This is a genomic window from Hyphomonas sp., from assembly GCF_013823385.1.
In the GTDB taxonomy this organism is placed as follows: Bacteria; Pseudomonadota; Alphaproteobacteria; order Caulobacterales; family Hyphomonadaceae; genus Hyphomonas.
Genome location: NZ_PNMA01000041.1, coordinates 1 through 25977 on the forward strand (window position 1 = coordinate 1; position 25977 = coordinate 25977).

At 63.2% G+C, this 25977-nt stretch carries 25 protein-coding genes and 3 tRNA genes; 22 read left to right on the top strand and 6 right to left on the bottom strand.

Going from position 1 to position 25977, the window contains the following annotated elements:
• Positions 1 to 23: 23 nt before the first annotated feature.
• Positions 24 to 2753 (bottom strand): winged helix-turn-helix domain-containing protein, encoded by a 2730-nt coding sequence (locus tag C0456_RS17525; RefSeq protein ID WP_051612727.1) that lies wholly within the window; start codon positions 2751 to 2753, stop codon positions 24 to 26.
• A gap of 187 nt (positions 2754 to 2940) precedes the next feature.
• Between C0456_RS17525 and C0456_RS17530 the strand changes: the two genes are divergently transcribed.
• The 8 genes from C0456_RS17530 (at position 2941) to C0456_RS17565 (ending at position 9452) form a co-directional block, all read left to right on the top strand.
• Positions 2941 to 3906 (top strand): hypothetical protein, encoded by a 966-nt coding sequence (locus C0456_RS17530; RefSeq protein ID WP_114106175.1) that lies wholly within the window; start codon positions 2941 to 2943, stop codon positions 3904 to 3906.
• 2 nt (positions 3907 to 3908) lie between these two features.
• On the top strand, positions 3909 to 4715 hold the full coding sequence (locus C0456_RS17535; protein WP_114106176.1) for a hypothetical protein: 807 nt from the start codon (positions 3909 to 3911) through the stop codon (positions 4713 to 4715).
• A gap of 77 nt (positions 4716 to 4792) precedes the next feature.
• Entirely contained in the window at positions 4793 to 5032 is a 240-nt protein-coding gene (locus C0456_RS17540; RefSeq protein WP_233349352.1) for a transposase, read from the top strand.
• A 25-nt stretch (positions 5033 to 5057) separates the two neighbouring features.
• Positions 5058 to 6196, top strand: a protein-coding gene (locus C0456_RS17545; protein ID WP_291054862.1) for an IS3 family transposase whose coding sequence is annotated in 2 segments (ribosomal slippage) — positions 5058 to 5319 and positions 5319 to 6196 — 1140 coding nt in all. Because the reading frame shifts where the segments join, the coding sequence is not laid out codon by codon here.
• 600 nt (positions 6197 to 6796) lie between these two features.
• On the top strand, positions 6797 to 7015 hold the full coding sequence (locus C0456_RS17550; protein ID WP_114106180.1) for a hypothetical protein: 219 nt from the start codon (positions 6797 to 6799) through the stop codon (positions 7013 to 7015).
• Positions 7016 to 7141: 126 nt separating this feature from the next.
• On the top strand, positions 7142 to 7396 hold the full coding sequence (locus C0456_RS17555) for a DUF3489 domain-containing protein (RefSeq protein WP_291054865.1): 255 nt from the start codon (positions 7142 to 7144) through the stop codon (positions 7394 to 7396).
• Positions 7397 to 7419: 23 nt separating this feature from the next.
• Positions 7420 to 7797, top strand: coding sequence for a DUF2924 domain-containing protein (locus tag C0456_RS17560; protein ID WP_291054918.1), 378 nt, complete (start codon positions 7420 to 7422; stop codon positions 7795 to 7797).
• Positions 7797 to 9452, top strand: a complete 1656-nt coding sequence (locus C0456_RS17565) for a recombinase family protein (RefSeq protein WP_291054868.1) — start codon at positions 7797 to 7799, stop codon at positions 9450 to 9452. Before C0456_RS17560 ends, C0456_RS17565 begins: the two co-directional genes overlap by 1 nt.
• A gap of 349 nt (positions 9453 to 9801) precedes the next feature.
• Here C0456_RS17565 and C0456_RS17570 read toward each other — a convergent pair.
• Positions 9802 to 9891 (bottom strand) — tRNA-Ser (locus C0456_RS17570).
• A 447-nt stretch (positions 9892 to 10338) separates the two neighbouring features.
• On the opposite strand from C0456_RS17570, the gene C0456_RS17575 reads away from it, so the two are divergent.
• The 6 genes from C0456_RS17575 (at position 10339) to C0456_RS17600 (ending at position 15701) form a co-directional block, all read left to right on the top strand.
• Positions 10339 to 11556, top strand: a complete 1218-nt coding sequence (locus tag C0456_RS17575) for a GGDEF domain-containing protein (protein ID WP_291054871.1) — start codon at positions 10339 to 10341, stop codon at positions 11554 to 11556.
• Between the two features lie 255 nt (positions 11557 to 11811).
• On the top strand, positions 11812 to 12405 hold the full coding sequence (locus tag C0456_RS17580; protein ID WP_291054873.1) for a 50S ribosomal protein L21: 594 nt from the start codon (positions 11812 to 11814) through the stop codon (positions 12403 to 12405).
• Positions 12406 to 12441: 36 nt separating this feature from the next.
• Positions 12442 to 12711, top strand: coding sequence for a 50S ribosomal protein L27 (rpmA, locus tag C0456_RS17585; protein WP_290917940.1), 270 nt, complete (start codon positions 12442 to 12444; stop codon positions 12709 to 12711).
• A gap of 141 nt (positions 12712 to 12852) precedes the next feature.
• The gene (locus C0456_RS17590) at positions 12853 to 13383 is read left to right on the top strand and encodes a GNAT family N-acetyltransferase (RefSeq protein WP_291054876.1); all 531 of its coding nucleotides are present in this window, start codon (positions 12853 to 12855) and stop codon (positions 13381 to 13383) included.
• A 194-nt stretch (positions 13384 to 13577) separates the two neighbouring features.
• A complete protein-coding gene (obgE, locus tag C0456_RS17595; protein WP_291054879.1) occupies positions 13578 to 14645 on the top strand; it encodes a GTPase ObgE in 1068 nt (355 codons plus the stop codon).
• A 321-nt stretch (positions 14646 to 14966) separates the two neighbouring features.
• A complete protein-coding gene (locus tag C0456_RS17600; RefSeq protein WP_291054882.1) occupies positions 14967 to 15701 on the top strand; it encodes a hypothetical protein in 735 nt (244 codons plus the stop codon).
• Positions 15702 to 15879: 178 nt separating this feature from the next.
• Here C0456_RS17600 and C0456_RS17605 read toward each other — a convergent pair whose 3' ends face one another.
• Positions 15880 to 16494 (bottom strand): glutathione S-transferase, encoded by a 615-nt coding sequence (locus C0456_RS17605; protein WP_291054885.1) that lies wholly within the window; start codon positions 16492 to 16494, stop codon positions 15880 to 15882.
• A gap of 205 nt (positions 16495 to 16699) precedes the next feature.
• Here C0456_RS17605 and C0456_RS17610 point away from each other — a divergent pair, with 205 nt between their 5' ends.
• The 4 genes from C0456_RS17610 (at position 16700) to C0456_RS17625 (ending at position 20113) form a co-directional block, all read left to right on the top strand.
• Complete coding sequence (locus tag C0456_RS17610) at positions 16700 to 16876, top strand: hypothetical protein (protein WP_291054887.1); 177 nt, start codon at positions 16700 to 16702, stop codon at positions 16874 to 16876.
• A gap of 194 nt (positions 16877 to 17070) precedes the next feature.
• Positions 17071 to 18186 (top strand): glutamate 5-kinase, encoded by a 1116-nt coding sequence (proB, locus tag C0456_RS17615; RefSeq protein ID WP_291054891.1) that lies wholly within the window; start codon positions 17071 to 17073, stop codon positions 18184 to 18186.
• The gene (locus tag C0456_RS17620; protein WP_291054894.1) at positions 18183 to 18647 is read left to right on the top strand and encodes an N-acetyltransferase; all 465 of its coding nucleotides are present in this window, start codon (positions 18183 to 18185) and stop codon (positions 18645 to 18647) included. Before proB ends, C0456_RS17620 begins: the two co-directional genes overlap by 4 nt.
• A complete protein-coding gene (locus C0456_RS17625; protein WP_291054895.1) occupies positions 18644 to 20113 on the top strand; it encodes a RimK family protein in 1470 nt (489 codons plus the stop codon). Before C0456_RS17620 ends, C0456_RS17625 begins: the two co-directional genes overlap by 4 nt.
• A 227-nt stretch (positions 20114 to 20340) precedes the next feature.
• Here C0456_RS17625 and C0456_RS17630 read toward each other — a convergent pair whose 3' ends face one another.
• On the bottom strand, positions 20341 to 20703 hold the full coding sequence (locus C0456_RS17630; RefSeq protein WP_291054897.1) for an endonuclease domain-containing protein: 363 nt from the start codon (positions 20701 to 20703) through the stop codon (positions 20341 to 20343).
• Between the two features lie 213 nt (positions 20704 to 20916).
• The gene (locus C0456_RS17635) at positions 20917 to 22707 is read right to left on the bottom strand and encodes a long-chain-acyl-CoA synthetase (RefSeq protein ID WP_291054899.1); all 1791 of its coding nucleotides are present in this window, start codon (positions 22705 to 22707) and stop codon (positions 20917 to 20919) included.
• A gap of 189 nt (positions 22708 to 22896) precedes the next feature.
• Here C0456_RS17635 and C0456_RS17640 point away from each other — a divergent pair, with 189 nt between their 5' ends.
• From C0456_RS17640 to C0456_RS17655, 4 genes are all read left to right on the top strand, one after another.
• Positions 22897 to 23781, top strand: a complete 885-nt coding sequence (locus tag C0456_RS17640) for an acyl-CoA thioesterase II (protein ID WP_291054902.1) — start codon at positions 22897 to 22899, stop codon at positions 23779 to 23781.
• A gap of 150 nt (positions 23782 to 23931) precedes the next feature.
• Positions 23932 to 24008 (top strand) — tRNA-Pro (locus C0456_RS17645).
• A gap of 31 nt (positions 24009 to 24039) precedes the next feature.
• Entirely contained in the window at positions 24040 to 24348 is a 309-nt protein-coding gene (locus C0456_RS17650; RefSeq protein WP_291054905.1) for an ETC complex I subunit, read from the top strand.
• A 28-nt stretch (positions 24349 to 24376) separates the two neighbouring features.
• A tRNA-Arg gene (locus C0456_RS17655) sits at positions 24377 to 24453 on the top strand.
• A gap of 241 nt (positions 24454 to 24694) precedes the next feature.
• Here the strand turns inward: C0456_RS17655 and C0456_RS17660 are convergent.
• Positions 24695 to 25579: a hypothetical protein gene (locus C0456_RS17660; RefSeq protein WP_291054909.1), complete on the bottom strand. Its 885-nt coding sequence runs from the start codon at positions 25577 to 25579 to the stop codon at positions 24695 to 24697.
• Between the last annotated feature and the right edge of the window lie 398 nt (positions 25580 to 25977).

Genomic DNA, 25977 nt, shown 5'->3' on the forward strand with positions numbered 1-25977 from the left:
CCATAGCCGGGACATAACCGACCTCAGCCTCCACACGGCGCCGCCGCCAACGCCGCCTCGTAATCCTCCAGTATCCATGGTTGCATCCCGCCCACCTTCATCGCGTCCACCGCCGGCGCCAGCATCGCTCGCCCTGCCGCGCAGTTACCCAGCCGGATCAACGCGATGCCTCTCAGCCCCGCCACCCGCGTATCCCAGCCATCCCCCGGGCTGCCCGCTGCCAGCTTGCCTGCGTCCAGCCCCTCTGCCAGCGCCATCGCCTTGCTTGCCTGCCCCAGCTCAAGCTGCGCCATGGCCAGATAATACGCCATCACATGCACCGCCGGAGAGTCCGGCCCCAGCTGCGCCCGGAACGTGTCCACCACCGGCCCAAGATTTGCTACCGCCCCTTCCGCGTCGCCCAGGAACCACTGGAACACCGCTTCATTGCCCCGTGTCATAAGACAGGTGAGATGGTCTTCGCCATGCAGCGCGCACATTTTGGCGCGCACATCGGTCACCAGCGGCAACGCCGGCTCCCAATTGCCGGACGTGGCATAGAGATTGGCCAGCGCGCTCTGTGCCTCCACCACCTGCGCCGCGTCCGCCCCGAACACATCCGTCAGACGGCGGATCGCATCCTGAAGCACAGGCTCGGCGTCGTCATACCGCCCCGCGTAGAACAGCGACGCGCCAAGGAACATCGTCGCCCGCGCCCGCGTTGCCTCACTCACGCCGGCCGCCGCATGAGAGGGATCTTGCAACCCCGCCAGCAGATCCACCGCGTCCTCATGCCGCCCCACCCGGCTGTAGATCTGCGAAAGATCCATCTTCAGGCGATAGGCCGTCTCCGGATCATCCGGCATTGCTTCTGGCAGCAGGCGAACGGCCTCCTCCAGCAACGGGGCAGACCGCTCCATATCCGCCTGCACCAGATAATACCGCCCCCGCGTCTGCGCCGCCGCAAAGGCCAGCTGCGCGTCGCCCTCGCGGCGCAGCATCAGCGTCTTGTCCGCCATGTCCAGCACGGCGCCCGCTTCTGAAATCCTGGACGCATTCGCCAGCGCTTCGGCCTGCCGGTAGCGTGCCAGCAGCGTGCGCCGATCGCCCTCCCCGTAAAATTCCGCCAGCAGGTCTGCCGCCCGCCCCTTGCGCTCGGCAGCGGCGTCATACACCGCCAGGCTCGAATAGATCTCCCCCGCCGTTTGCTGAATCGAAGCCTCCGTAAGCGGATCATCTGCAAAGCGGGGCCCAATCCCGCCCACCGCCTTGTCCAGCGCCGCGCGCACGGTCACGTCCCCCGCTCCACCCGGCCGGTAAGGATCGGCATTCACCAGCAGATCACGGAGGAACCCGCCGGTCGCTTCGGCCCGCGCCGCTTCCATCTCCGCCACCGCCCTGGCATCGGCTGCCTGCAGGTAGAGCCACACGCTCGCCGCAAAGCCTGCCACCAGCGCCGCAAAGGTCGCCGTCACCCAGGGCCGCCGCGTCTTCACCCGCTCCAACTCGGCTCGCGCCGCGTCCGCCTCCGCCGCCAGCGCCGCTTCCCGCGCGCGCGCCGCCCGCCGTGCCTCCAGCGCCCGCAGCCGCGCCGCCAGTTCCCCCGCCGACGCTATCCGGCGCAGCGGATCGCCATGCGTCGCCTCGGCAATATCCTCCCGTAGCAGCGGGTCGCCGATGTCCTGCTCCCAGCCCGTCGCCAGCGGCTTCCTCATGTTCCCGGTGAGGATCTGATACAGCATCACCCCCAGCGCATAGACATCACACCGCGCCGACGGCGCCTGCCCATCAAGTATCTCCGGCGCGATGTATAGCGGCGTCCCCATGCTCGAACTGCCCGATCCGCCCTCACCGATTGTCATGCCCATCGGCGTGATGCCCAGGTCTTCCAGCCGCCCCTGCTCAACCAGCCCACCCGCGCCGAAATCGGTCACGCGCACCTGCCAGCCCCCGCCCTTGCGGGGCGCCACCAGGAAGTTGGCCGGCTTCAGATCCTTGTGCAGTACGCCGGCCTCATGCGCGGCGGCCACCACATCAATCGTCTGCAGCGCCAGCCCCAGCCGCTCCTCCGCCGGCATCGCCGCGAGCCGCCCCTCCTGCTCGGCCCAGGCCAGCAGGTTCTCCCCGCCATATTCGCATTCCAGGAAGAAGGGCGGGGTCTCGAAGTTCCAGTCGATCACGCGGGCAATGTCGTCCCGCTCGCCCAGGCTCTCGCGCAGCACGCGGGCCAGCGTCGCCTCCCGCTTCAGCGAGGCCAGCCGCGCCCCGTCCGGGCTGAACTTGTAGACGCGCAGCTCCCCGGTCTTGTCATGCCGCGCCAGCCACACTTCGCTGCCCCGCGTGCCCGATAGCTGTTCGCGCAGCATGAAATGACTACGCCCCGGCACCGGCTGCCCGGCTCTCAGGTCCAGCCGGTTGACCAGCCGCCGCCCGGCCGCCACCCGCTCCACCTGACCGGTAAACCGGTAGCCGATGCGCGCCTGTGTCCGGATTTGTCCGGAAAGTGTCTCGCCCAGCCCCTTGCGCAACTTGGTGATGGCATTGGCCAGCACATTCTCGACCGTGATCCGCCCCTGCCAGACCGTGTCGAGCAGTTCCTCCTTGGTGACGACCTCGCCCGCATGGCGCAGCAGCAGGCTCAGCACTTCCAGCGGGCGCCGCTCCAGCTCCACCACCAACCCGCCCACGCGCAACTCGAAACTCGCCTCGTCAAATTCCGCCGCGCCAAACCGGTAGCGGTAGAGCGGGACTTCTTCACGCTTCAGATCGTCCATCATCCGCCCCGCGTACCCACGCCGCACGCCACCAGAAAAACCAGTGAAATCAAAGATCCTATCACGGCGTTAGAAATCCGTGATGCCTCAGTGAAGATTATTGCCCGCGCGCGCCTCAGATTTCAAACGAATCTCAAGGTTCCCGCACCGGCCGCTTCCGGGCGGTCGATTGAAAGGCATCACAGTCATGAAATTCGGAAAGCTCGGCCTCGCCCTGGCAATCTCCTCAGCCCTCCTCCTTGCCGCATGCGGGGGTGGCAGCGAAGCCTCAGGCGGCTTTGACGAGAACGGGTATGATGGCGGCGGCGACCTGAGCGCCCCGGCCGCCGCTTCAGCCGATGGCGGCAAGGCCAAAAAGCCCAAATGCCCTGTCAAGCTCAGCAAGGACCTCCCCGGCCCGGACATCGCCGGCTTCAGGCTCGGCATGACCTTCGCCGAGGCCGAAAATGCTATCGCCTGTCAGATGCCCGATGGCCTCGTCACCTATGACAACGAATTCTTCAGCCCCTACAGCCTCAAAACCGGCACGATGCGTCTCGAAAAGCAGAGGATTACCGCCCAGACCGGCGAGAACAAGGAATGCAGCTATGGCTCGTATGACGCCATGCAGAAATGCGGCGCGGGCAATCGCCAGTGGGATTTCATCGCCGAGAAGATCACCCTGGCCACCCCCGGCGTGCCCGGCAAACAGAAAGTCCACGGCGTCTGGCGCACCCAGAACTGGAAGGAAGGCGAAATGCCCGCCAAGGCCGCCGTCCTGGCTGCCCTCACCGAAAAATACGGCCCTTACCAGCAATATGAAGGCCGCGACGCGAACTATTTCGGCTACGTCAACGAGTACAACTGGGTCACCGATTCTGCCGGCAACGTCCTCAGCGAAGCCCACCCCATGCTGAACCAGTGCGCCAATGGCGTGAATGGCCGGGGCGATGAACACCAGTCCTGGAGCAGTGGCTGCGGCATGTCCGTCACTGCCATGATCCGCACCTTCCGCTCAAACCCGGACGTGGTGGAAGAACTCAGCGTCGGCATGTTCGACCAGACCGCCCTCTACGAGTTTGGCGACCAGTTCCAGAACGAGCTCAACGAGATCGAGAACAAGCGCCGCACCGACGAGCTTGAGAAAGCCCAGAACACCAAGGTGGATCTCTGATCATGCGCTGGATCAACACTCGATCATTCTGTCTTCCGGCATTGGCCGCTCTGGCTGCTGCCGTCCTGATCGCAGGCTGTGGGGGCCCGGCCGGAGGTTCCGGCGAAGAAGGCGCGGAGGCTGGCGCGGCCAGCGCCCCCGCTGCCGTCTCTGAGACCGGCGTCACGCCCGCCAAGCCCGCTTGGGCGCCCAAGGAAGATGCCAAGGCAAAGGGCGATACCCCGAAAGCCGCTGCCGCGCCGGGCCCCAGCCCCTTTGGCACGGCCACGCTCGCCTATCCCGATGACTTCCAGATGACACTGCTGGCCTATCGCCTCACAGACCGGGAGCCCCCGCTCGCGGCCTGGGCCAGTGAAGTCTACGAAGTGAAGTATGCGGACGAATTCAGCAAGGCGGCAAAACTCGAAGCGGAAACCGCGCGCCTGGCCGACATCTACGCCTCCACCGAAGGCGTCGGCGTCCTTCATATCCGCCTCAATTCCCAGCTCAGCCAGTATGACGCCGGCCGGGGCGGCTACTACCTAACCGCCTTCTCGCCTGGCAACCAGGTGAATTTCGGTGGCAGGGAACAGGTCAGCCTGCAGCTCGACAATATGGCCAGCGCCTTCTTCTGGCCGGTCGAGGCAAGCCGCGCCCAGGAAATCCTCCAGCACACAAGCCGCCAGGTGGACCTCGACACAAAGATCGAGCTCACCGGCATCCAGCGGCGCAGCAACGGTCTCGTTATCCAGGGCCGCATCACCGAATACGGCATCTACAGCAAACGCTATAACGACGAACGCCAGTTCGAGTTCATTCAGCTCGACTAAACCCTCAGGCGCTGACTGGACTTGGACTTCCCCCGGTTTGATGGACAATTTTTTCTTCATCGAACAGGATGTTTCTCATACCGAGAACAAGGAGCCCGTACCCGACGGAATTTCGGGAACATATCATTGCGCTGGCCCGGTCTGGGCGCAGTGTCGAGAGCCTCGCGCGGGAGTTTGAGCCGTGTGCAGCGACCATCCACCTTTGGTTTAAGGAAGCCCAGCAGGACAGCGGTGAACGCGATGATGGCGTGACGAGCGCCGAACGCGAGGAGCTGAAGTGGTCTGCCTCAAGAAAACTGGTCCAATATTTGATTTAGAGTTGGCTTCGATACGGAGCTGAGAATGAGCAAGAGAGCCAAGCCAGAAGAGATTATAGCGAAGCTGCGGGAGGTCGAGGTTCGTCTTTCCCGTGGCGAGACGGCCGGGCAAGCAGCGCGCGCGATCGGTGTGACGGAGCAGACCTACTACCGCTGGCGCAAGGAGTATGGCGGTCTTCAGGTGGATCAGGCGAAGCGGATGAAGGACATTGAGACGGAGAACCGTCGGCTTCGCAAGGCGGTCTCTGATCTGACTCTGGACAACCAGATCCTGAAGGAAGTCCTTTCGGGAAAGTACTGAGCCCTTCCCGCAAGCGAGACGCGGTCGATCATGTGGTGGAAACGCTTGGCGTATCAGAGCGCCGGGCCTGCCATGTGATCGGCCAGCACCGCGCCACCCAGCGCAGGGTACCGACACCTCGCCACGATGAAGCCGACCTTACGCGGGCCATCGTCGCTCTTGCCGAGCGCTTTGGCCGGTACGGCTACCGGCGTATGACCGCGCTGCTGAGAGCAGGCGGATGGCGGGTGAGTGCGGGCCGGGTGTATCGCATCTGGCGTCGGGAAGGGCTGAAAGTGCCGATGAAACAGCCTAAACGCGGTCGTTTATGGCTGAATGACGGCTCTTGCGTTCGGTTGCGGCCCGCGCACAAGGGGCATGTCTGGTCTTACGACTTTGTGCAGGACCGAACCCATGACGGGAAGGTATTCCGTATGCTATGCGTGATCGATGAGTATACGCGGGAATGCCTTGCCATCCGGGTTGAGCGCAAGCTTCGTTCAAGCGATGTGCTTGATGTCCTTGGGGAGTTGTTCGTCCGGCATGGGCCACCCGAGCACATACGCTCTGACAATGGACCGGAGTTTATCGCCACCGCCCTACGAGATTGGCTGGGACGGATTGGTGTGAAGACACTCTATATCGAACCGGGCAGCCCATGGGAAAATGGCTACTGCGAGAGCTTCAACTCGAAACTCCGAGATGAGCTGCTGGCTCGGGAGATCTTCTACGATCTGCGCGAGGCTCAGATCCTGATCGAAGCCTGGCGCCGCCACTTTAACACTCGCAGAACGCACTCCTCGCTGGGCTACCACCCGCCTGCGCCGAAAGCCATCTTGCCCGCGGCGTTCATGCCGCCTTACTATGTGGAAGCGGCAGCATGAACGCCGCTTCAATACCAACCGCCAACTCTAACTTTACGGTTGGACTAGCCGTATTGGGCAGGCCAGCCGGTTTATCAATCGTATTATCAGCCAAATTGACCAACATCAGACATTCCGTCGCGACACCCCAGATGAAGTGGTGATGGCTGTAACCAAGCGCAAGGGGTAGTGCTTGTACTTTTTTTGTTCTACGATTGGACGCCTGGAGAATTTGGAATTCTAACGTCTGGCCATAATCGTTACTTACAGCAGGTTCTGCAACAAAGTGAGTATGTGCTCACCGTACTCGTTCAGACACGGAATCGATGAACTCGGTACTTCAAAAGAGCAAACTTGCCTGCCATGGGAGAAGCCGGAAGACGAACTGCTCAAGCCTTGCTGCCGAAGAAGGCGCGGGCTTCTCCTCCTCTAATCGAATGTACCGGGTTCCATACGTCTCCTCCTGCGCCCTCAACAGACGCAATAGATACCTCAGGTGCCCCTCCCATTTGGCAGCATTCAGACTAGTGGTTCGCACCTCTGGAATTCAGCTTGAACAAATATCGAAGCACTCGGCCAGCAACGTGGACTTCTGCTTCGACCTAAGCCCAAGTGCTCCGTATGGACAATCTCGATAGAATTCGCGGGAACTTGATCAAGACCCTAGAGGCACTTGAGGACGCCTGCGAGCAAGCAACTGAAGCGCAACTGCCAGATTTGCCAAACGAAACGCGACTCCAGGAAATACGAGCCCTCAACCGCCTCATCGACACTGCAAAATCGCAATGCGCCGAAGCGGAAGCATTTATGCTCGAATATATCCGCCTACAGAGCGATTAGGCTGGACTACGGCCCTATTCCAAGCATTGCTATCTCTGTCGCGGCAGCCTCCGCGACAGCCCGCCAGATAGTCGGGCCTTTGGGTCGTGGAAGCGCTGATCGCTTCCTCAACCCGAAAGGAACTGCATGACCAAACGCAAATCGACACGAGCCGACAAGAAACCACAACCTAAGTCCTCGAAAACGGATCAGCTCAAAAGTCTTCTTAGCAAACCCGAGGGCATGACAATCGAGGCGCTCTCCGCAAAACTCGGCTGGCAGACCCACACAACGCGGGCCGCCCTCACCCGCCTGAAACAGGCCGGTGTCAGTCTGGAGAAGCTCACCCCAACTGACGGATCGCGCCATTCCTGCTACCGTATCGCCGGAGCGAAAAAATGACGTCCACAGTAAAACTTGAAGGTATGCCTCGCTCCAGCCTTGTCGATCAATATCAGAAGCTGCTCAGCGCGCCTCCGCCAAAAGGGATGAGCACGCCCCTGCTCTGCCGCATCGTTGCATATGAAGTACAATCCGCTCTGTATGGCGGCCTGCCTCTCAGGACCCGGAACAAGCTGCAGGCGATTGCCAGTGACCTGGCCGTCGCTCCGGCAGGGCCTTCCCTTCGATCTGGCTCAAGGCTTGTCCGCGATTGGAACGGCATTACCCATATAGTTGATGTTGTGAAAGGCGGGTACCGATATCGGGGGCGCGTCTACCGATCCCTGTCTGCCATCGCGAGAGAGATCACGGGAGCCCGTTGGTCGGGGCCCCGCTTCTTCGGCTTGAAAGGTGCATCGTGATGACAGCGGCCGGATCAGGCCGACGGATTGTCCGCTGCGCCATCTACACGCGCAAATCCAGCGAGGAAGGTCTCGACCAGGCCTTCAACTCGCTCGACGCGCAGAGGGAGGCCTGCGAGGCGTATGTCTCCAGCCAACGCCATGAAGGCTGGAAGCTGATCCCCGCGCATTATGATGATGGCGGGCTTTCCGGCGGAACGCTCGAGCGCCCAGCTCTAACCCGGCTCCTGGAAGACATCGACGCGGGCAAGATTGACCTTGTAGTCGTCTACAAGATCGACCGACTGACGCGCTCGCTCGCTGACTTCGCCAAGCTGGTGGATAGATTCGATGCAGCCGGCTGCTCTTTCGTTTCGGTCACGCAAGCGTTTAACACCTCCACCAGCATGGGAAGGCTGACCCTCAACGTGCTGCTCTCCTTTGCCCAGTTCGAACGGGAGGTGACTGCCGAGCGGATTCGGGACAAGATTTCAGCATCCAAGAAAAAGGGCTACTGGATGGGCGGCCTACCACCGCTCGGCTACGAACCTCATCCTGATCCTCAGACCCGCAGCCTGGTGATCAATGCTCCTGAAGCGGAAATCGTCCGGGAATTGTTCCAGCTTTATGATACGATTGGCTGCGTCCGGCTGGTCGAGGCGGAAGCGGCGCGCCGAGGCTACCGAACCAAATCACGGACCTTCAGCAATGACCGAAAAGTCGGCGGCAAACCGCTCAGGCGTGGCCACATTCATTTCCTACTGCGCAATCCAATTTATGTGGGCCGCATTCGCCACAAGCGCGAAGTCCACGACGGTTTGCATGAGCCGCTCATCGATGAGGCGTTGTGGGACCGGGTTCAGGCAAAGCTCGGCGCGCAGGATAAGCCTGGCCGGCGAAGCGCATCTGGCAGTCGCCCCTTCCTGACTGGCAAGCTGATCGATGAAACCGGCGATCGGCTGACGCCGTCTCATGCGAGCAAAGGCCCGCGGCGTTATCGCTACTATGTGTCGTCTCGCCTTCTCGATGGCAGAGGCAAGCGCGCCGGTGGCTGGCGCCTGCCCGCCAAGCAGCTCGAAACCCAGCTTGCCCAGGCTGTCAGCGAGTATCTCATCACCGCCGGTCCTCAGATATTCCAAAGCCCCACTGCGACACTCATTGAACAAAGTATGCCCCAGTTGGCGTCAATCTCGAACCTCGAGTCCCTGGAGCTCATCGCGCAATGCAAAATTTCAGAGGGGCAAGTCGAACTGGAAATCGCCGCAAAACCTCTGGCCGAAAAGTTGAGGGTAAAGGATACCGAATTGGCTGCTCCCTTGCTGAGCTTCACCTCGCCCTTTCAGATTAAGCGCCGAGGTATCGAAGCCCGTCTCATCATCGGCGGCGTTGCACGCCGGACGGATGAAACATTGATCCGCGCAATTGCGCTGGCGCATGCCTGGGCAACAGAGCTTCGCGCCGGCACTTCTATGACCACCCTCGCCGAGCGCCGCAGCTGCACGCTCGCCTTCATCCGTCAGCGTTTGCCGCTGGCGTTTCTCTCGCCCAAGGTCATCGAGGCTATCCTCGCAGGTCGCCAGCCTCACGACCTGACGCTCACCAAGCTGATCACCCATCCTATTCCGCTCGACTGGGATGATCAGTGGGCAGAACTCGGCTTTTCAGCCAGCGCCTGATAACGTCAAATCATTCCCTGCTTTTGCAATGGCCGTCCCTGTTTGGGCCGGGAAAATTCCCTGTTTCGCGTTTAGGGAATTTGCGCGCATCGCCCTGAAATGACGGGCGATTTATCGGGCCTATCAGAGGCATTCCCTGATCTTTTGAGGAAATTCCCTGTAAATCGGCCTGGAGCAGGGAAAATGGCGATAAGGGAACTGCTGCAAAAGCCGAATAGAGACGGGGCGCCAAAAAGCGCCAAAAAATTCGCTGATACGGAAAACGGAGACCGCAGCCTCGCGCCAAACCCCGCCTGTTTGCGGGGTTTTGGAGCCGCCTAACGGAACTGTCTCAAAATCTGAAAATGGCTGGCGGAGAGGGAGGGATTCGAACCCTCGATACCCTTGCGAGTATATCGGTTTTCGAGACCGACGCGATCGACCACTCCGCCACCTCTCCGCGCCGGGGTCTTTGAAGGGCGGTGAACTATCGCGGTGCGGGCCAAAGCGCAAGCGCCCGATTGGTAAATCCTTGCCCCCGGCCCGCTTTTTTACAGCCGCCCTGCTCCGCGCGCCCGGCGCCCGCGCTGCCCGCCCGCGGCAGGCGGCGCCCCGCCAGAGGGCCGCTGAGACCTTCCGCTCCAAGCCCTGGCGCGCCCTGCCCGGTGGCGTCGCCGAGGGGCGCGCGGCGCCTGAAGCCCCCTCGCCCCGGTCCGCGAGCCCTGCCGCCCAGCAGAATAAAGCCCCCTTCCGGCAGGGCCGGAAGCGCGCCCCGGCAGGCCGTCTTTCGCCCGCTCGCCCGCCCAAACGCAGCAATCGATGAAATTTGCCAGACCCGCTAAAGCTGACCTTATCCCAAATGCGGCAAAGAAAGAGGCTGGACAACAAGGACTGCTTGCCCGCCCCCATGAGCGCTGAATTCTTCATAATGCTGCTGAATCCCGGGATCGGCGCGCTGCTCTCGGGCGCGTTCGGCCTGCTATGGCTCAGCCAGCGGGGCAAGACCTACATCCTCTATGCCGCCGCCGGCTATGGCCTCAACGCGGCGGCCTTCTTTATTCAGGACATCGTCTTCCAGTATCTGGTCACGCCCCTGCCTGACAGCGGCGAGCGGCTCGTCACGAACCTGATGTTCCTGTTTTCCGGCTGGCTGCTGGCGGCGGCCGTTCTGGGCCGGTATGGCCGCCGGCCGCATTTTCCCGTCATGGCGATCACCACCGCAGCGGCCGCCCTTGCCCTCGTCTGGTTCCTGCTGGTCCAGCCCAGCGTCGTCGGCCGCATCCTGTCGATGAATGCCGCCCTCGGCGTGGTCACGCTGATGATCGTGGTGAAGCTCTTCCCGGTCCGCAAGAAACACCTGATCGACCGGCTGATCTTCGCCGTGGCGATCCTGTCGGTTGCCAATTACGTGGCGCGCCCCCTCATCATCCTGGCGCTGGCCGGCGGGTTTGGCAGCGGCGCCAATTTCCAGCACTCCCTCTACTGGACGACCGTCCAGTTCACCCAGCCGCTGATCGCCATTGCCCTGGCGCTGACGCTGATGGTCGCCATCGCCATCGACCTGATCGAGCAGCTGCGCCAGGAAGCGCGCACCGACAAGCTCTCCGGCCTGCTCAATCGCGGCGGCTTCGAGGCGGCCGCCACCGCCGCCCTCCGGCGCTGCCAGACCGGCAACGGCCTGCCCGCCTGCCTGATCATTGCCGATCTCGACCATTTCAAGCAGATCAACGACACCTTCGGCCATTCGGTGGGCGACGCGGTGATTGGCCTCTTCGGGCGCCATATCGGGGCGATGTGCGGCGAGGAGATGGTGGCCGGGCGGATCGGCGGGGAAGAGTTTGCCGTGCTGCTGCCGGGGCATGAGATCCAGGCCGCGCGCCTGTTTGCCGAATCCCTGCGGGCCTGCCCATGGGACTATTGGAGCGGCATGCTGCCGCCCAAGGTCGCCCCCAGCGTCAGCATCGGCGTCTGCGCCGCCTGGCCGGGCGCCGACCTGCACGCGCTGATGAACCAGGCCGATGAAGCCCTCTATGATGCCAAGAAGGCCGGGCGCGACCAGGTCCGCCTGTTCGGAACCCGCGCGGCTGCCACCCGCGCGCTGGACCTTATCTGGACCAAATCCTGAGCCTTCGGGCCGCTTCTACAGCCATTCCAGGCCTGTTCAGGCGTTGATCGGGCGCCGTTTAGGCCGGTGACCGGGGCGTGACAGGGCCGGGGGTCTGGCCCGGCTGCAGATACCCCCACTTTTCCCGCAATCAGCGTGAAGTTGGGGTTTGACAGGCGCATCGCTTTGGTGTTTACCCCCGACCTTCGGGCGCGGCGCCTTCTGGTGCGGCGCCCTCACACATTTTCACTATTCCATGCCGGAAGGATTGGCCCCATGTTCGCGGTCATTAAAACAGGTGGCAAGCAGTACAAGGTTGCCGAAGGCGATACCATCGTCATCGAGCGTCTGGCAGCTGCTGCCGGCGAGACGGTCACGTTTGACTCCGTTCTCATGGTTGGCGCAGGCGCCGGTGTCACTGTGGGCGCGCCCACGGTTGCAGGCGCCACGGTCACCGGCGAAGTCGCCGCTGAAGTGCGCGGCCCCAAGCTGATCACCCGCAAGAAGCGTCAGCGCCAGACCTACCGCCGCACCATCGGCCACCGTCAGGACCTGATGGAAGTGACGATCACCTCCATCAACACCGATGGCAAGGCGCCGGCCAAGAAAGCCGCTGCCAAGAAGGAAGACGCCCCGAAAGCTGAAGCGGCTGCCGCTGACGCCCCGGCTGGCGACAACCTCAAGAAACTCACCGGCGTTGGCCCGGCCCTCGAGAAAAAGCTGAACGGCGCAGGCATCACCACCTTCGCTCAGATCGCTGCCCTCACAGAGGCCGACATCGCCAAGCTCGAAGAAGAGCTGAGCCTGGCTGGCCGTTTCGCCAAGGATGGCTGGGTCGAGCAGGCCAAAGAACTCGCTAAGGAAGCATAAGGCGAAAGCCTTCCGCTAAAGGATCAGGAGCAGACGATGGCTCATAAGAAATCAGGTGGTTCGTCCCGCAACGGTCGCGATTCGAACCCTAAATATCTCGGCGTGAAGAAGTTCGGCGGCGAAGTCGTCGTTCCGGGCAACATCATCGTGCGTCAGCGCGGCACTCAGAAGTGGCCGGGCAAAGGCGTCGGCATGGGCAAGGATCACACCCTCTTTGCGCTTAAGGGCGGCAAGGTTGAGTACGCCCACAAGTCCGGTGGCCGCATTTATGTGAACATCGTACCGATGGCGGACGCAGCCGAATAAGCGGCCTGGAAAGCATCCGGCCGCACGTCAGAGTGGTGGCCGGGTCGCATTCAGGACGACCAGTTTCCGGGGGGAGGCAGGCCACTGTCTCCCCCTTTTAATTTGCCCTCCCCCGCCAGGCCCCGCACATAGGAGGCGGCCATGACGGAAGCGATCGAGATAGAAACACAGCGGCTGGGCCTCCGGCGCCTTTCCCCCCGCGATGCGGGGGCGGTGACCGAGGCCGTCAACGATCCGCGCATTTACCTCATGCTTGCCAGCGTCGCCCCCGCCCAGTCGAAAGCCGAAACCCTCGCCTGGTTCGCGACGCATGATACGGCGCGCCAGAACGATACCGGCCACATCTTCGCGGTCGTCTCGAAGGAAACCGGCGCCCTCGCCGGGCTGATCTCGGCCAACCGCCAGCGCACGGACGATCCCTTCAATATCGGCTACTGGATGACGCCGGCCTTTTGGGGCAAGGGCTACTGCACTGAAGCCGGCGCAGCCCTCGTCGGCTGGCTGGAAAACACCCGCGCCGCCGCCGCCCTCGTCTCGGGCTATTTCGCGGATAACCCGGCCTCCGGCAAGGTGCTCCGCAAGCTCGGCTTCCTCCCCTGCGGGCGCGGGCCGATGTTCTCCAAAGGTCGCGGCGCCCCCGCCGACCACATCATGATGGCAAGGATCGCCTGACCCGGAAATCCACCGCTAAAACGCTCCGCTCTCTGTCTCGTCACCCCGGAATTTGCGCAGCAAATGTCCGGGGCCCAGAGAAGCACAGGACTGGGTCCCGGTCTTCGCCTGCGGCGAAACCGGGATGACGGTTCTTCGAGCCGGAAACACCCCCACCCCTTCCCCAAATCCCCAATCTACGGCAAACCCACCCCATGAAGTTCCTCGATCAGGCCAAGGTATATATCCGCTCCGGCGGCGGCGGCGCAGGCTGCGTCTCGTTCCGGCGCGAGAAGTTCATCGAATATGGCGGCCCCGATGGCGGCGATGGCGGGCGCGGGGGCGATGTCTGGATCGAGGCCGTCGAAGGGCTCAACACCCTGATCGACTTCCGCTACCAGCAGCATTTCAAGGCCAAGCGCGGCGGCCATGGCATGGGCAAGCAGCGCACCGGCGCGCGCGGCGAAGATGTCGTGCTGAAGGTGCCCGTCGGCACCCAGGTCTATGAAGAAGACCAGGAAACCATGATCGCAGACCTCACAGAGGTCGGCCAGCGCGTCCTGCTCGCCGCCGGCGGCAATGGCGGCTGGGGAAACCTGCGCTTCAAGACGTCCACCAACCAGGCCCCGCGCCGCTCCAATCCGGGCGAAGAGGGCGAGGAGCGCTGGCTGTGGCTGCGCCTCAAACTGATCGCCGACGCTGGCCTCGTCGGCCTGCCGAACGCCGGCAAGTCCACCTTCCTGTCAGCGGCCACCGCCGCCACGCCGAAGATCGCCGATTATCCGTTCACAACGCTTCATCCCGGCCTCGGCGTCGTCGATCTGGGCACCTCCACGCGCTTCGTGCTGGCTGATATTCCCGGCCTCATCGAAGGGGCCGCCGATGGCGCAGGCCTCGGCCACCGCTTCCTCGGCCATGTCGAGCGCTGCAAGGTCCTCCTCCATCTGATCGATGTGACGCAGGACAATCCCGCCGCCGCCTACCGCACCATCCGCGCAGAACTGGAAGCCTATGATCCAGAGCTTGCCCAGCGCCCGGAAATCGTCGCCCTCAACAAGATCGACGCCCTGACGCCCGAACTTGTCAAAGAGCAGATGAAACAGCTGAAAAAGGCCTATAAGGGCAAGCCCCTGCTCCTCTCCGGCGTCACCGGCGAAGGCGTCAAGGACGCCCTCTACGCCATCGCCCGCCATCTCGGCCTCAAGGACGAAGACGCCCCCAGGGCCCCGGCCTCCGCCGAAGACGACGATCCGGACACAGACACTTCCTGGAGCCCGCTCTAGCGCGGCCGCTCATCCCCGCGCAGGCGGGGACCTCGCAAGGCAATGCACAACACCCCTTACCCCTCTCCCTCTGGGAGAGGAGGGGCCCATTGCGCAGCAATGGGAGGTGAGGGCAGCAACGCCCGCCATCCTTCGACTTCGCTCAGGATGAGCTTCTAAAGCGCAACATCAGAGTAGCTCATCCTGAGCGAAGTCGAAGGATCGAGCGGGCACGCCCTATCCCCCACACCCACCCCCAAAAAACCCAATCCCCTCAACCCCTTCGCCCAAAAACACCCCCGCCTTGTCCACCCCCCTCCGGCCCCATGCTATATTCTCCGCATGGAAAACGCCGCCCCTCAGCCTACGGATGATACCGTCTACGCCCTGCTCGAGCGCGCGCGCCTGTTCATCCTCGACATGGTGGCCTTCATCGATGGCATCTTTGGCCGCCTCGGCGATGTCCCGCTCACCGCAAGGCTCGCCCGCCATCTCACCCGCCACGCCCTCGTGCCCGCCGAGCTCGCCCTGCGCCGCGCCATCCTGATCATTGCCGCAGACCTGCCCGTGCCGGTCCTCAAGACCCGTCCCCGCGCCGCATTGGACTCGCCAGCGCCGCGCGCCGCGGCCGCCGCGCCCGCGCAGGCAAAGCCGCCCCGTCCGCCCCGCTTCAACATGAACGAACCCCCGCCACGCAAGGCAAAGGCGGCCATCCTTCATCCGGAGACGGACTATCTGACCGAAGACCATCCCCCCCGCATCCTCGTCCTCACCGACGACATCCTTGCCGCCCGGTCCGCCCCGCCAGCGCCTGCCCCGCCCCCGCGCGACCCCACGGCCAGCTTCCGCCGCCGCTTCGCCGCCCTTCAGACCGCCCTGAACGACCCCCGGGGCGAAGCCGAACGCTGGGCCCGCCGCCGCATCCGCGAAATGGCCCGCCCCGGCGCCGTCCAGCGCTCGCTCCCCGTCCCCCTTGCGCTCCCCCGCCTCGCCCGCGCCATCCAGCGCAACGTCCACGACCTGATCCGTGATCTGACGGACCTCACCAACACCTGCTTCTGCCACGACACGTCCTGAAGGCTGGCGCGAAGCCCTCACCCAGCCCCACCCCAGCCCTCCCCATAGCCATGGGGAGGGGGCACGTCGTGCATTCGGAAAGCCAACCTATCCCCGCAACGCAACAGGTCCCCTCCCCCAGACATGGGGGAGGGACAGGGCGGGGGCGCTCTCAGTAAGAACACAACACCGGCCCCCCCTAAGCCCCAGCACTCTCCCGCCCGCTCACCCGCCCATGCCACGCTTTCACATGTGCCGCCCCCTCCGGCACCGGCAGCCCGATCCAGGCGGCAAAATCCACCGTCGACAGCGCGCAGATATCGGCCACCGTGAACCGGTCGCCCGCGATAAAATCCCGCCCCGCCAGCTCCCCGTCGAGCCACATCAGCGCCCGCTCATAATGGCCGCGGTTGGACGCGCCAAACTCCTGATACTGAGGAACCACCACCTTGGCCGTGAACGGATGGGCATGGCGCCAGAACATGCCCGCCGGGCTCATCAGCTGAAACTCCACCCGCCGCACCCACATGTCGATCTGCGCCTCTTCCAGAGGCGTCTCTCCAAAAAGGTTCGGCTCCGGATAAAGGCTTTCCAGATAGCGGCAGATAGACACCGTCTCGCTGAGGCAGGTGCCATCGTCCAGCTCCAGCACCGGCGTCTGCCCCAGCGAATTGCGGGCAATATGCTCGGCGCCCTTGTGCTCCCCCTTGACGAGCGCCACATCCACCAGCGGGATCGACACGCCCTTTTCCGCCAGGAACATGCGCACCCGGCGCGGATTGGGCGCCGGCATCGGCGTGTTGTAAAGCTTCAAGACATTTCCCCGTCTTCTGGCCGTTTCTATCTGGCGCCAGCTTGCGATCAGCCGGCCCAGCCGTCAACCGGACGCACACTCCCCCTACGGAGCATTCCCCTGAGGGAACTATCCGTTCCACCAGACGTTCTGTTGGCGGGATCAGGCGTCCCCGCATGCCCCGGCCTGCACAGATACGCCGCCCCGAACCATAAGGAGAAGACGTATGCAGTATGAAACCAGCAAGCCAGAGCCGCATGAAGAGGTCGCCCCCGTCGAGGCCCGCCAGGCCCGCCGTGTCGGCCTCTGGAAGATCCTTGCCGCCTCGCTGGTGCTCGTGGTCGTCGGCTTCCTGATCATGGGCGGCCTCTTCGACTCCAGCCAGGTCGCCGCGCCGCAATAACCCCGCCTGGCGATAGCCCCGCCTGCCAATAACCTGCCTGCCAATAACCTGCCTGCCAATAACCCGACGGACTGGCAAATCTCACCCGTCACGCGGCTTTCGGGCCGCCTGAGGGGGAGATTTTGCCGCTATGAGCGCCAGATCACGGCGTCCCCTCTCGCCTTTGCCGCCCGGCCCGTGTATCGCCCTCTGCCATGACCGCAGACACTCTGGCCCGCGCCCGCCGCATCGTCGTGAAAACCGGCTCCGCCCTCATCGCCGAGGCCGGGATGCCGCGTCATGCTTGGCTCGCTGCGCTGGCCGCTGACATCGCCGCCCTGCGCCAGCGGGGGAAGGAAGTGATCCTCGTCTCCTCCGGCGCCGTCGCCCTCGGCAAGGCCGCCCTCGGCGCGCCCTATCAGGGCCGGCTTGAGCAGAAACAGGCCGCCGCCGCGATCGGCCAGCCCCGCCTGATGGCCGCCCTCGGTGACGCCCTCGCGCCCCATGGCATCGCCGCCGGCCAGGCCCTCCTCACCCCCGGCGACACCGAGAATCGCCGCCGCTGGCTCAATGCCCGCGCCACGCTGGAAACCCTGCTGGAAGCCGGCATCATCCCCGTCATCAACGAGAACGACACCGTCGCCACCGAAGAAATCCGCTATGGCGACAATGACCGCCTCGCCGCCCGCGTCGCCCAGATGATGGCCGCAGATGTCCTGATCCTCCTCTCAGACATCGACGGCCTCTACACCGCCGACCCGCGCTCCAATCCCGGCGCCACCCACATCCCCTTCCTCGAAGCGCTCACACCTGAGCATGACGCCATGGCCACCGGCGCCAACGCCGCCGCCGGTGTCGGCTCAGGCGGCATGGCCACCAAGCTCGCCGCCGCTCGCATCGCCCATGCGGCGGGCTGCTCCACCCTCATCACGCTCGGCAATCGCCCCCATCCCCTCGGCGCCATCGAGGCGGGCGAACGCGCCACCCTCATCGCCTCCCGCATCAGCCCGGCCAAGGCCCGCGCCGCCTGGCTCGAAGGCCACCTGAAGCCCGAAGGCGAGATCACCGTGGACGCTGGCGCCGCCGCCGCTCTGGAAAAAGGCGCCAGCCTCCTGGCCGTCGGCGTGCGCGAGGTCACCGGCCAGTTCGAGCGCGGCGCCGCCGTCGCTGTCCGGGCGCCTGATGGCCGCCTCCTCGCCAAGGGCGTCACCGCCTACGGCGCCGAAGACATCCGCCGCATCGCCGGCCGCCGCACCGAAGAGGCCGAAGCCCTCCTCGGCTATAAGGGCCGCCCCGCCATCATCCACCGCGACGACATGGTCCGCCTTTGATCATCCGGCCTGCCACCCAAGCCGACATTGACGCGCTGGTGGCCCTGGAAGCCAGCTTCCCCGAAGAAGACCGGTTTGACCGGCGCACCTGGCGCCGCCTCCTCTCCGGCCATGCCAGCCTCCTCGTCTGCGACACCCCGAAAGACGGCCTGCTGGCGGCCGCCGTGATGCTCTACCGCAAGGGCGCCGCTATCGCCCGCCTCTACTCCATCACTGTCGCGCCAGAGGCTCGCGGCCAGGGTCTCGCCCGCGCGCTGATGGCGGCCTGTGAAGCGGATGCAGCAGGCCGCGGCGCCCGGGCCGTCCGCCTGGAAGTACGCGTCACAAATAGTTCAGCCATCCGGCTTTACGAGGCAGGCGGTTATCGCGTAATTGCGACCCTTGAGTCCTACTATCCGGACGGAGAAGCGGCGCTGCGGATGGAGAAGTCTCTAGAAGCGCCCTCTAATGGAGTCCCATGACCGATTGGGTCGTGCTTGTTGAATCGGCAAGCGACATATCTCAGGCAGAGACACCGCACAAAGTCCTGCGTATCTCCGACTATATCTCCAAGCCCGCCCTGTTCACCGGCCGGCGGCCCTATATCCTCAATCTCGCCCGCTCCTATGCCTACCAGTCGGAGGGCTATTACGCCTCCCTGCTGGCCGAGGCGCGCGGCCACCGCGTCAGCCCCAGCGTCCAGACGATGGTCGAGCTCTCCAAGAAGACGCTCTACAACCATGCCCTGCCAGACCTTGGCGAAACCCTCCAGGAAGCCCTCGCCAAGGGCGCCCCGAAGGTGGACACCCTGTTCGTCGCCTTCTCCCGCACCGAGCTGCCCGCCTATGAGCGCCTCGCCCGCGAAGCGATGGACTGGTTCCGCACGCCCGCCCTCGAGATCGAGTTCGACGAGGAAGCCCCCCATGGCATCGGCCGCATCCGCGCCGTCCCGCCCCACAAGCTGAAAGACGCCCGCCGGAAATTCTTCCTCGACGCGATGGAGGCCTACACCAAGGGCCGCGTCAAGAATGAGAAGACCCGCGCGCCCGCCAAATGGGCCCTCGCCGTGCTGGTCGATCCGCAGGAAAAAACCGCGCCGTCCAAGCCCTCGTCCCTCAAACGCCTCGCCGATGTGGCCGAGAAGATGGGCGTCGAGGTCGAGCTGATCGACCCGACCGACCTTCCCTCCCTCGCCGAATTCGACGCCCTTTTCATCCGCGCCACCACCTCGATCGACAACTTCACCTACCGCTTCGCCCGCCGCGCCGAGCAGGAAGGCATGCCCGTCATCGATGACACCCATTCGATGATCCGCTGCACCAACAAGGTCTATCTGAAGGAAATCCTCGAAAAGGCCGGCCTTCCCATTCCGCGTACGGAGATTGTCGACGAGAAGACAGACCTTGCCGGCGTCTTCCAGCGCCTCGGCAGCCCGGTGATCCTGAAAACCCCCGATGGCAGCTTCGGCGTCAACATGGTCAAGGCCCAGTCCCTCGATGAGCTGAAAACCGGCGCCAAGAAGATGTTCGAGGACACCGCGCTGATCATTGCCCAGGAATTCCGCCCGACGAAATTCGACTGGCGCATCGGCGTCCTCAATGGCGAGCCGCTCTACGCCTGCCAATACCGCATGGCCCGCGGCCACTGGCAGACCGTGAAATATGGTGAGGGCGGAAAATCCACCGAAGGCGGCTTCACCACCATGCCGGTGGAAGACGCCCCTCCCGAAGTCGTCAACGTCGCCGTCCGCGCCGCCAGCCTGATCGGCGACGGCCTCTACGGCGTCGACCTTAAAGAAACCGAACAGGGCGTCATCATCATCGAAATCAACGACAACCCGTCGATCGACCACGATGTCGAAGGCGCCGTCCTGAAAGATGAAATCTGGAGACGGATCATCTCCTGGTTCTCCACCCGCCTCGAACGCCGCATGGGCCGGGCTGGCTGATTTTCGCTGCGAGCTTGCACAAGCCGGAGAGCCGCCCCACCCCATCCCTCCCCATAGCCATGGGGAGGGGGCCTATCCCTCTGTGGCGCAAACTTAGCTCTCTACCCGCACAACCTGTCCCCTCCCCCAGACATGGGGGAGGGCTAGGGTGGGGGCGCTCTCAGCAAGGCAATCCGTATCTGAAGCACAACGCCAAACCCCTCTCCCGCGAAGCGGGAGGTGAGGGCCTACGACCTCTGATCCTGTATAAACCGCGCCGCCTCTTCAATCTGCTGCAACACGCCCTCAAGACTGTCCATCACATCGACATTCCAGAACCGGATCACCCGCCACCCTTCCCGCTCCAGATAGGCCGTACGCGAAGCATCCCGCTTTATCTGCGCGTCCTGCCCATGCGTATCCCCGTCGAGTTCAATCAACAGCTTCAGATCGAAACAGGCAAAATCGGCAATATACGGACCAACCGGATGCTGCCGCCGGAATTTCAGGCCGGCCAGCTGACCATTCCGCAACTTGTTCCAGAGCAGACGCTCAGGGAACGTCGCTTCCCGCCGCAAACGGCGGGCACGCTTGATTGGAAGCCCTGTCATGGGAAAATTCTGTAAGGAGAACGAAGGAATTGCAAGCGGCGTCGCAGCCCTCACCTCCCATTGCTGCGCAATGGGCCCCTCCTCTCCCGGAGGGAGAGGGGTTAAAACCTCACCCCGAGCACAACGCCAAACCCCTCTCCCGCGAAGTGGGAGAGGAGGGGCCCGCGCCCGGAGGGCGTGGGAGGTGAGGGCCGCCCGAAGGGCGCAAAACCCCTAAAACTTGAATCCGCCCGCCAGCAGCTTCGCATACCGCTCCGCCGTCACCGGCGCGTAGCCGCCTTCGGCCGGATCATACATCCACAGCGCGTCACCTTCGACCTTGGCCGGGTCAAAGCCCTCGGCCACCAGCTCCACCTTGCGGTATTTGAACGTGCCGGTGGTTTCCGCTTCCGGCTGTACCCGGATGAAAATCGGCACGGCATAGGCTGGCAGCAGCGCCGTCAGGCGCTTGTAAACGCCTGGCATATCCACCGCGCCGTCCAGCGTCACGGCCGCCATGCCGGCCTTGCCGTCCGCCCCCGGAACAGGCACGCCGTAAACGTTGGCCGTCGCAATGCCGTCGATCTTCGACAGCGCCTCGCCCACCTCATTGGTCGAGACATTCTCGCCCTTCCAGCGGAAGGTGTCGCCGATCCGGTCGATGAAGTAGATATAGCCTTCCTTGTCCATCTTCAGCAGGTCGCCGGTGCGGAACCAGAGATCGCCCTTCTCGAACACGTCGCGTAAGAGCTTCTTCTCGGTCGCCTTCTGGTCGTTATAGCCCTCGAAGCGCTGGCGCACATCCTCACCGATCTTGCCGATGGCCTCGCCCGGTTCGTCGCGCGCCGCCGGAATGCAGAAGCCATCCGGCCCGCGCACGGGCTCCTCGGTCTCGATGTCGAACTTGACGAAGCCGACATGCGCAAACTGACTTTTCAGCCAGCCGGGAATGCGCCCGATGGCGCCCGGCTTGCCGTCAAAATTGATGAAGCTGACATTGCCCTCGGTCGAGCCATAGAACTCGGCCAGATGCGGAATGTTGAACCGCTCCAGAAACTCTTCCCACACTTCCGGGCGCAGGCCGTTGCCAAAGCCGGTTCGGATCTTGTGTGCGCGCTCCTTGGGATGGGGCGGAGAGTTGACGAGATACCGGCACAGCTCGCCGATATACACAATCGCGGTGGCGCCTTCGTCCGTCGCGTCGTCCCAGAAGGCGCTTGCAGAGAATTTCTTCCGTAGGATGATCGTCGCCCCGGTCATCAGGCCCTGCCCGATGCCGCAAAGCCCGCCCGTGCCATGATAGAGCGGCAGGGTGATATAGATCCGGTCCTTCGGCGTGATGCGGCAGGGCGCGATGAAACTCTTCATCATGCCCTGCGTGCGGGCATGGGTCAGGCGCGCGGCCTTGGGCAGGCCGGTGGTGCCGGAGGTGTAGACATAGAGGCAGAGATCCTTGCCCAGAAGGCCCGCGCGATGGGCGCGGTCTGGCCGCTGCGGCGAGGCCGCCGCCAGCGCGGCGCCAAGGTCTTCGCCCGTCTGCCCGCCCAGCGTCCACACTTTCGGCGCGTTCCTGAACAGCGCGGTGGCCCCGGCAATGGCGGCGTCCTGCTCGGCGCCGGTCACGATCAGCCTCGCCTCGGAGATATTGACGCAATGGGCCAGCGCCTCGCCTTCCAGATTGTGGTTGATCAGTGCCGTGACGACCCCGATCTTGGCAAAGCCCGCCCAGGCGGCCACATAATCGGGCCGGTTTTCCATGAACAGGGCGATACAGTCCCCCGCCTTCAGGCCCTGGCCCAGCGCCCAGTTGGCAAACCGGCTCGCCTGCGCGTCAAACTCGGCATAGGTGGTCGATTGGCCCTCGAAGCGGAAGGCGATATTGCCGGCAAACTGGTCGGCCGCGCGTTCATAATCGTCGGCAACGAGGTTCTCGGAGTCGGGGGAAATATCCCCGGTCCATTTCTTGACGAGCAGGATATCCTGGAACAGCCGGTATTCGCGGCCAATCTTGGCAAAAAGGTTCATTTGCGGCGCCTCCCAACGCAGAGGGTCGGATCAGATGTTTTGGGTTTTTGTTGAAATTAACAGATGGGATTATTGCAGGGATTGTCAAAGAATTCGCTAACCATATCAGGGAATTTCCGGCAGGTTTGCGTTCCGTGTCAGGTCTGGTACATGCTGCGCCGCACAAGAAACTCATAAGGAACATGGCTCATGGCGAAGGACCCGGTTGGAGACCTGCTCACCCTGCTCGACATCGAGCGTCTCGAACATGACCTCTTCCGTGGCCAGAGCCCGGATGAAGAAGAGAGCCAGCGCGTCTTCGGCGGCCAGGTGATCGCCCAGTCCCTCGTCGCTGCCTACCGCACCGTGCCGGAAGACCGGCTCTGCCATTCGCTGCACGCCTATTTCATCCGCCCCGGCGATCCGTCCGTGCCGATCATCTACCAGGTCGACCATTCCCGCGATGGCGGCTCCTTCACCACCCGCCGGGTCGTCGCCATCCAGCATGGCAAGCAGATTTTCAACCTCGCCGCCTCCTTCCAGGTGCAGGAAGAAAGCTGGCACCACCAGCACGACATGCCGGACGTGCCGCCGCCTGAGGGCCTCGACGACCGGATCGAATGGCGCCGCAAGTTCGCCGAGAATGTGCCCGAGCGCCATCGCGGCCACTTCCTGCGCGAACGCCCGATCGAGATGCGCGAGATTGACCCGCTCGACCCCCTCAATCCTGCCAAGGCGTCGGATGTCCACGCCCTCTGGTTCCGGGTGGCCCGCCCCATCGATGAGGCGCCCTGGATCCATCACTGCCTGATGGCCTATGCCTCCGACATGGCCCTCCTGGGCACCGGCTCGCGCCCCCATGGCGTCTCCTGGATGAACCGCGAACTGATGTCGGCCAGCCTTGACCATGCCATGTGGTTCCACGCGCCGACCAAGTTCGATGAATGGCACCTCTATTCGATGGACAGCCCCTATGCTGGCGGCGCGCGCAGCTTCAACCGGGGCTCGATCTATGATGCCTCCGGCCGGCTGGTCGCTTCCGTCGCCCAGGAAGGCCTGATGCGCCGCGTGACGCCGAAACCGCGCCAGGGCTGACCGCGCGCGGACCGGTTTTGTCCGGAAATGTCCGGATTTGTCACGCATTTGCCGGGAAATGCCGCCCTCTGGCGCGATCCTCACAGCTGCGGCGCCCCGGCACAGCGAAAAGCGCTTGCGCCCCGGCCCCATCTGATTACACCGGGACTCCGGAGCGTAGCGCAGTCTGGTAGCGCATCTGGTTTGGGACCAGAGGGTCGTAGGTTCGAATCCTATCGCTCCGACCAGTCATTTTTAGGTGCCTCGGGAGGCTCTGGGATGGAAGCGCGAATCTACAAGCCGGCGAAAAGCGCCATGCAGTCGGGCCGTGGCAACACGAAGGCCTGGGTGCTCGAATTCGTGAACCCCAGCGCCCACCGCAGACCTGACCCGCTGATGGGCTGGACCAGCATCGACGACACGTCGGGCCAGGTCCGCCTGCATTTCGACACCCGCGAACAGGCCATCGCCTATGCCGAGCGCGAGGGCCTGAACTTCACCGTGACCGAGCCGCGCGAGCGCAAGCGCCTCGTCAAATCCTATGCCGACAACTTCTCGGCAGACCGCAAACAGCCGTGGACTCACTGAGGCCGGCTGCGTAAACCCCGCAGGCCATGGCCCCGTAGCTCAGCTGGATAGAGCACTCGCCTTCTAAGCGAATGGTCGCAGGTTCAAGTCCTGCCGGGGTCACCATCCCTTCCGCGCCCACCCGCCGGAGGGAGAAGCGCGCGCCCTATCCCCCAATTTCAAGGCTCTCCCTCCGTCATCCCCGAGTTTGCGAAGCAAACGTCCGGAACCCAGAAAGTCCTGTGTCATCCCGGCCAAGGCCGCGCAGCGGCCGCAGAGCCGGGACCTTTTCTACGCTCTTGCGCAGCCCTCCAGAAGGTCCCGGCAAGTGCACCAAGGCAACATATACCGCGTAACTAGGGCCGGCTCAGCGGTCGCGATTCTGCGGTCCTGTTTTTTCGAAATGAAGGGGGCCAGACCGTCCCCTTTGCCCGTATCTAAACCAGCCAGTTATGACGAGAATGGACGGATTGCTTCGGTCCCTCTGATCAAAGACGGTATAGTAGTGGATTTCCACTCTCGCCGCGATGGCCACCTCATAACGGCGGATACGCTCAGAGTCATTATCATTGAGAATGAAGGGATCGGTATTAGCCCTAGCACCTTGCGCCAAAATCATCTCGGGTTTGATAGGTCTTACAGAGGCTTCAAAGTGAGGCATCGGAGCGTCATATTCCGTGAGAATAAAATCGGCGCGCTCAGCGACCAAGAACGCTGGGGATTGCCCAAAGTTCTTGAAAGATATTCTGACGTTAAAGCCGTTTTCTACTGGCACCCCCAAAACCTCGGTGTTCATTACGGGTCCAGAACCGGCCCCATCAAAAAGCACCCAAGCCCTTGTTTGGCTCTCTCCGATTTCTCGCGTCGCGACCGTCATTGCACGAGTTTCGTGAAGCGTAGCGTAAATCAAAACTATTCCGGCCAGGCTGACCACAATACCAATTACGCTAGCCCAAAGTAACGCGACCGCCCAAGTCGCCATATCCTGTTGGGCATTCAGATCGGCGCGGCCGCGCTCTTGCTCTTGCTCGGCGGTCGCCTGCTCTACAAGACACGCGATCCGCTCGAAATCATTGCCCAGTTCCGCGCACCGAGAATAGCGGTCTTCGCCATGTACTTCGTAGCCGGCGGCTCGTTCGCGATGTTCGCGTTGATGATGGTTATAACTGGACACATGCCATAGTCCGCCAATCAAAAGCAAAAGTATCAGGCACCCAAAGCCGATGACGATAAGTCTATCGACTTTAGGCATTGCAACAAACCGGCAGCAGTAAACTTGCCCCTCGGCAGCTTGTTGCCAGAGTTTCGCTAGTCTTCCGAGACGCTGATGTTAGCGAGGTTTTCTGCCATCCGGGCATAGATCAAATCCCTGCATAGAATTTCATCCTTAGGCAGATTCGCAGATTATATCTTCAAATCGTTGCCTGAAAACGGTGGGTACAAAGAGCCTTATCCAACACGCCCTTCCCTCTCGCCGCGTCATCCCGGAATTTGCAAAGCAAATGTCCGGGACCCAGGAAGCCAAACAAAACAACGTGGAAACTTGGATCCCGGTCTTTGCCTCCGGCAAAACCGGGAAGACGAACCGAGAGATTTTCAGGCCAACTTATCCGCCCGGGTCCCTCCCTCGCGCAAACTCACACGCATCCT